Source organism: Brenneria sp. L4-2C (assembly GCF_040240335.1).
GTDB lineage: Bacteria > Pseudomonadota > Gammaproteobacteria > Enterobacterales > Enterobacteriaceae > Brenneria.
Map to the genome: position 1 here is coordinate 1 of NZ_JBEIAC010000045.1, position 4,466 is coordinate 4,466.

At 44.4% G+C, this 4,466-nt stretch carries 8 protein-coding genes and 3 pseudogenes; 4 read left to right on the forward strand and 7 right to left on the reverse strand.

Translation table 11 applies throughout. From position 1 onward, the window contains the following. Positions 1 to 233: 233 nt before the first annotated feature. Positions 234 to 431, forward strand: a pseudogene (locus ABRZ26_RS24785) (SymE family type I addiction module toxin); the annotation flags it as partial. On the opposite strand, the gene ABRZ26_RS24790 reads toward ABRZ26_RS24785, so the two are convergent. The 6 genes and pseudogenes from ABRZ26_RS24790 to ABRZ26_RS25265 form a co-directional block, all read right to left on the reverse strand. Next, positions 363 to 626 (reverse strand): hypothetical protein, encoded by a 264-nt coding sequence (locus ABRZ26_RS24790; protein ID WP_319606682.1) that lies wholly within the window; start codon positions 624 to 626, stop codon positions 363 to 365. The pseudogene ABRZ26_RS24785 and the gene ABRZ26_RS24790 sit on opposite strands and share 69 nt — an antisense overlap. 85 nt (positions 627 to 711) lie before the next feature. Next, the gene (locus ABRZ26_RS24795) at positions 712 to 1,056 is read right to left on the reverse strand and encodes a DUF7716 domain-containing protein (protein WP_319606674.1); all 345 of its coding nucleotides are present in this window, start codon (positions 1,054 to 1,056) and stop codon (positions 712 to 714) included. A 28-nt stretch (positions 1,057 to 1,084) separates the two neighbouring features. Then, positions 1,085 to 1,255 carry an HNH endonuclease gene (locus ABRZ26_RS24800; protein ID WP_319606681.1) on the reverse strand — a complete coding sequence of 57 codons (171 nt, stop codon included), beginning with the start codon at positions 1,253 to 1,255 and terminating at the stop codon, positions 1,085 to 1,087. 200 nt (positions 1,256 to 1,455) lie between these two features. Further along, positions 1,456 to 1,626: pseudogene (locus tag ABRZ26_RS25260) on the reverse strand (RHS repeat-associated core domain-containing protein); the annotation flags it as partial. 161 nt (positions 1,627 to 1,787) lie between these two features. Then, positions 1,788 to 2,219: a hypothetical protein gene (locus ABRZ26_RS24810; protein WP_319606676.1), complete on the reverse strand. Its 432-nt coding sequence runs from the start codon at positions 2,217 to 2,219 to the stop codon at positions 1,788 to 1,790. Between the two features lie 310 nt (positions 2,220 to 2,529). After that, a pseudogene (locus ABRZ26_RS25265) lies at positions 2,530 to 2,674 on the reverse strand (RHS repeat-associated core domain-containing protein); the annotation flags it as partial. A 117-nt stretch (positions 2,675 to 2,791) separates the two neighbouring features. Between ABRZ26_RS25265 and ABRZ26_RS24820 the strand changes: the two are divergent. Together ABRZ26_RS24820 and ABRZ26_RS24825 are read left to right on the forward strand one after the other, a co-directional pair. Beyond that, complete coding sequence (locus tag ABRZ26_RS24820) at positions 2,792 to 3,070, forward strand: SymE family type I addiction module toxin (RefSeq protein ID WP_319606678.1); 279 nt, start codon at positions 2,792 to 2,794, stop codon at positions 3,068 to 3,070. Continuing rightward, positions 3,067 to 3,411 (forward strand): SymE family type I addiction module toxin, encoded by a 345-nt coding sequence (locus tag ABRZ26_RS24825; RefSeq protein WP_319606679.1) that lies wholly within the window; start codon positions 3,067 to 3,069, stop codon positions 3,409 to 3,411. The genes ABRZ26_RS24820 and ABRZ26_RS24825 overlap by 4 nt, the downstream gene beginning before the upstream one ends. A gap of 55 nt (positions 3,412 to 3,466) precedes the next feature. On the opposite strand, the gene ABRZ26_RS24830 is transcribed toward ABRZ26_RS24825, so the two are convergent. Then, positions 3,467 to 3,898 (reverse strand): hypothetical protein, encoded by a 432-nt coding sequence (locus tag ABRZ26_RS24830; RefSeq protein ID WP_319606680.1) that lies wholly within the window; start codon positions 3,896 to 3,898, stop codon positions 3,467 to 3,469. A gap of 363 nt (positions 3,899 to 4,261) precedes the next feature. On the opposite strand from ABRZ26_RS24830, the gene ABRZ26_RS24835 reads away from it, so the two are divergent. Continuing rightward, positions 4,262 to 4,466, forward strand: a 205-nt coding sequence (locus tag ABRZ26_RS24835) for a transposase (protein WP_319602908.1), incomplete at its 3' end; no start/stop codon positions are given.

The following is a 4,466-nucleotide window of genomic DNA, read 5'->3' on the forward strand; positions in this document are numbered from 1 at the left end:
CAGCCAGCGCCAGCGCCTGCTGGCGAAACTCCGGGGTATATTGATTACGGGATGTCTTCTTCACAGATTTTGCTTGCGTCATGGTTCACCTTGTTAACGATTTTACTCGCTTAACAGCGTGTCCACCATTCGTGGGTAGGATCAATCTATCTAATATCCGAATCGTACTACCGGTTTCGGTTGTAAGTTACCTTGATACCGTCGTCGTATCGGAAACCGTTCACGCTACCGCCCTGAACACGCATTCTACGCCAGACACCACCGTTTTTAAAATCTCTCAGCACGAGCGCTATCAGCGCGTCGGCTACCGGCCCAACAGGGGCAACGTCTCTACACCCGCCATCAATATCAGCGGCAAGTGGCTACAGGAAGCCGGGTTCAGCACCAGGCAGCCGCTCAAGCTGCGCGTGATGCCGGGGTGTCTCGTCATTATGAAAATACAACACCTGTGCATGCGCTATGCCGTCAATACGCGCCAGCGGCTCATAGCTGCCATGATCGGCATACACATAGGTGAGCGGGGTGCCATTACGGGTTTCCTGCAGCAACCAGAAACCTTCCCAGAGGAAGGTGGTGGTTTGCCGTTGCCCGGTGGGCTGGCGCAGATCCCGGCTTTGCAGCCACACCTGTTTATGGGGCGGCGTCCGAGGGGATCGTAACCGGTTTTAATTTTATTTGAATTCTCACAGAACAGGGGTAATGAATTTTAAATCAAAGATCTATGAAATTATCGTTCTCTAAATAAAAATTCAACCCTGCAATAAAATCTCCCATCGATGGGTTTGCTTTCTGGACAGATATGTTTCTTAGTACATCTAAAAATTGATCTCCATAGAAAAAAAGCTCCAGTGAGTTATTGATAACAAACTCTGGATATACTTCCTCATCATCATCGCTAATAACAGGGTACATTTCTAAATAGCAAATAAGATCTGCTCTAGCAGATGATTCATATTCCTTTGTATACAAGCAGAAATTATCTTTATCATATTTACTCATAACTTTAGATATTAACTCATCTAAGTTATAAGCCTTTCTATATTCTAACTGACTCATCTACATTTCCCTCCTCTAGGTTTTCCCGTTACCCCAACCAGTTTACCCCTACGACCAAATTCTCCTCCGCCCACATATCACGCCCACCTTTTCCGGTAGGGTGATACAGACCATGATTATCTGCATGGTCTATGTGGTCAACTAAAACCAGTCTATTAACATCTTCATGATGATGCCATGTTAAACCTGGGGGCTTGATACTTTATTCGGATTTTTCAACCATTCACTTAATGCGGGATGACGTCCCAACATATCTCTTCTAAATGAGGGATAGCTGTTCATTTTATTAATAAAGTCAATGTTTGCTCTATTAAATTGAACGCCATCACTTGAGTGTCTATATTTAGGATCAAGAGAGTAATCATGGAATATATTATATTCCCCGTTATTTGGACGGTTTGCCAACCCCAGCGGATCGATCCAAGTGAGGGGATTTGGGGCATAAGCATAAAGGTTAATTCCCCCCGCCAACCCAATCGGGTCATGCTGGGTAAACTTGCCGATATCTGGATCGTAGTAACGGAACAGATTGTAGTGCAGTCCGGTTTCGCGAGCCAGGTATTGGCCCTGCCAGCGCACCGTACCGTCGCTGTCTGCAGGCTTTCCGGTTCGCCGCTGGGCGCATTATGAAAATAAATTTCTGATATCAAGCGTGATCGTAATTAATACCATACAAGATAAAGTTTGGGAAGTCGCAGAAGATTTATCCGGCTTTATCTACATAAGTGTTTTCAATACACAACTCTCTGCCACCATTTTTTATTTTCGATATAACCTGATGTAAGTATTTCACTCCATTTGGAATGTTTTTTTAGGAAAAAAAGCATATCTGCATCAGCCTTTTCTATAAGGCCGGCAGGTCCCTTCAATCCTAAAAAAACAAAAATATTTATTGAGTCAAATAAATGAATCACTTTTAAAAATTCTTCATATAATAAATTATCAGAATAAACCAGCCTATTCATATAGTTATAGGTTATTTCAATGATATTGTTATATTTGGAATTCATCACGCTATGGATAAAGCTTTTAACTATATCGTTGTAAATAAAATCAATGCATTGTGATAAATCATATATTTTATAAGCTACCACTTCAACATCATGAGGCAGCTTATATCCTTTATTTATTAACCGAGCAATGTGACTTATTTTATCCAACATTTAACACTCCTTACTAGTTAGGTACTGAGAAACCAGGTAATTTCCTCAGGTTTTCCCCGCTTTCAGGAAAATGAGTCAATATAGTTGGAGTTTTACCTGTTTGACTTGTTGCTGTAAACAAAACTGTATTAGGATCGTAATAACCTACACGAGGTTTATTAGTATATCTATCTCTATAAGTAAATTCCCTACCATCCTGGATAGTAGTTCTGGCACTGAAATCATATTCCCTCACTGAACTTGCTCCTACTTGATCACCATGTTTTGCATAATGATCTCTCAATCCAGGCCCATCAACACCCTGTCTGGACTTATTCCATTTTGCATTTTTAGCTATGCCGCAACTTAGCCCCAGCGGATCAACCCAAAGCATTCGGCGCATACTGATAAAGATTCAGCCCACCCGCCAGCCCTACCGGGTCAAGGATAGAAATCCATCCAATATCCGAATCGTACTACCGGTTTCGGTTGTAAGTTACCGTCATACCGTCGTCGTCGTATAGGAAACCATTCACGCTACCGCCCTGAACACGCATTCTACGCCAGACACCACCGTTTTTAAAATCTCTCAGTTGGAGCGCTATCAGCGTGTCGGCTACCGGCCCAACAGGTGCGACACCTCCACGCCCGCTATCAATATCAGCGGCAAGTGGCTACAGGAAGCCGGGTTCAGCACCTGGCAGGCGCTCAAGCTGCGCGTGATGCCGGGCTGCATTGTCATCACCGCGCAGGATTTGCGGGAACTCTGGCACTGTCTGGAAGGACTCAGCCTGCAATCGTTTGATGAACGCGCCACCGCACAATGGCTGAACACCTTTCCCGGCAGGCTGGACATGGGAGGCGCACAATGAGCATTCAGACGGCGTTTTATCAGGGGGAACTGCCGAAACTGACGCTCACCGGCGACGAGCTGGCGCAGGCGGGCTTTACCGCCGGGACGTTGTTTCGTATCAGCCTGTACCGCAAGGGGCTGGTGCTCACCCGGCTGGATGAGGATACTGATATCGCCGCGCTGTTGGCAGAGCTGGACGGCCATGACTGCGAGGGAGTGGACTGGATACGCGATAACGGCGGGCTTTATCTGACGGGCGACTGGCTGACCCAAAGCGGGTTGCTCGGCCAACCGCTGGAGATTGAGGTGCTGCCCGGTAGGGTGATTATTTGGGCAGAGTCTGGGGTTATGCTGGTGTAATGATAAAAAGGCCGGAAGAATCATAAGATCACTTCCGGCTTCATTTCTTAATAAATCATGCTATTCCCTGTGCTTTATTAAAAATACTGGTAATTTCCTTCGCATATTTCTTTGCATTTGGAATACGAATGGATTTTATATACTCTATTAACTTTTCAGGTTTATCGAGTATTAGAAAAAACTCAATCAAATGGCCTATCGGAAAATTTAACTTCAGTGGTTCGTTAACAATATTATCTTCACCACCATCTGCTTCAAAGTAGGTCATATATTTGTTTTTAATAAAAAAAATAGATTGCTTTCTTCTATTTTCAATCACCCACTTCAGATCTTCCGCACTGATCCCGGCGGCGTCAATATACCTATTATAAATTTTCATCAGTACGGGTTCCATTTCTAAGATATGTATCTTTTTAAGTATTGCACTTTCTAATTCATGAAGATAACTAATATAATAATCAGAACGAGTGAATTCATCTAGCGTCATATCAATAACCCTTATAATTTCCGATATCTTGTAAGATATCAAGTAACTCAGTGCCTGAATGCCTGAATGCCTGAATGCCTGAATGCCTGAATGCCTGAATGCCTGAATGCCTGAATGCCTGAATGCCTGAATGCCTGAATGCCTGAATGCCTGAATGCCTGAATGCCTGAATGCCTGAATGGATCTCTTTCGGCATGTTCCCAAGGAGTAACCTTTTCAAGGTTATACGGAATATCGACATGGCGACCAGAACGCTGTGGCCAGAAGCGATGATTTGACTCCAAAGAGACATTTCTTGTCCTAGGCTGTGTCCCTTAATCATCTGAGCTATAGTAACTACTTATTTCCACAACACTTTGAGATATGGCCCGATACGATCTTCCCGATGAAGCATGGAGCATCATCCAGCCCTTACTACCTGCTGAACCTACATCCCCACGAGCCGGACGCCCATGGGCTGAGCATCGTAAAGTCATCAACGGTATGTTCTGGGTGTTGTGTTCTGGTGCGCCATGGCGCGATTTACCTGAGCGATATGGCTCCTGGAAAACGGTTTATAATCGCTTTA

Bases quoted from the DNA above. Each gene is read 5' to 3' on its own strand.
- ABRZ26_RS24810 (WP_319606676.1), bottom strand. From the start codon at position 2,219: ATGTTGGATAAAATAAGTCACATTGCTCGGTTAATAAATAAAGGATAT.
- ABRZ26_RS24830 (WP_319606680.1), bottom strand. From the start codon at position 3,898: ATGACGCTAGATGAATTCACTCGTTCTGATTATTATATTAGTTATCTT.
- ABRZ26_RS24825 (WP_319606679.1), top strand. From the start codon at position 3,067: ATGAGCATTCAGACGGCGTTTTATCAGGGGGAACTGCCGAAACTGACG.
- ABRZ26_RS24795 (WP_319606674.1), bottom strand. From the start codon at position 1,056: ATGAGTCAGTTAGAATATAGAAAGGCTTATAACTTAGATGAGTTAATA.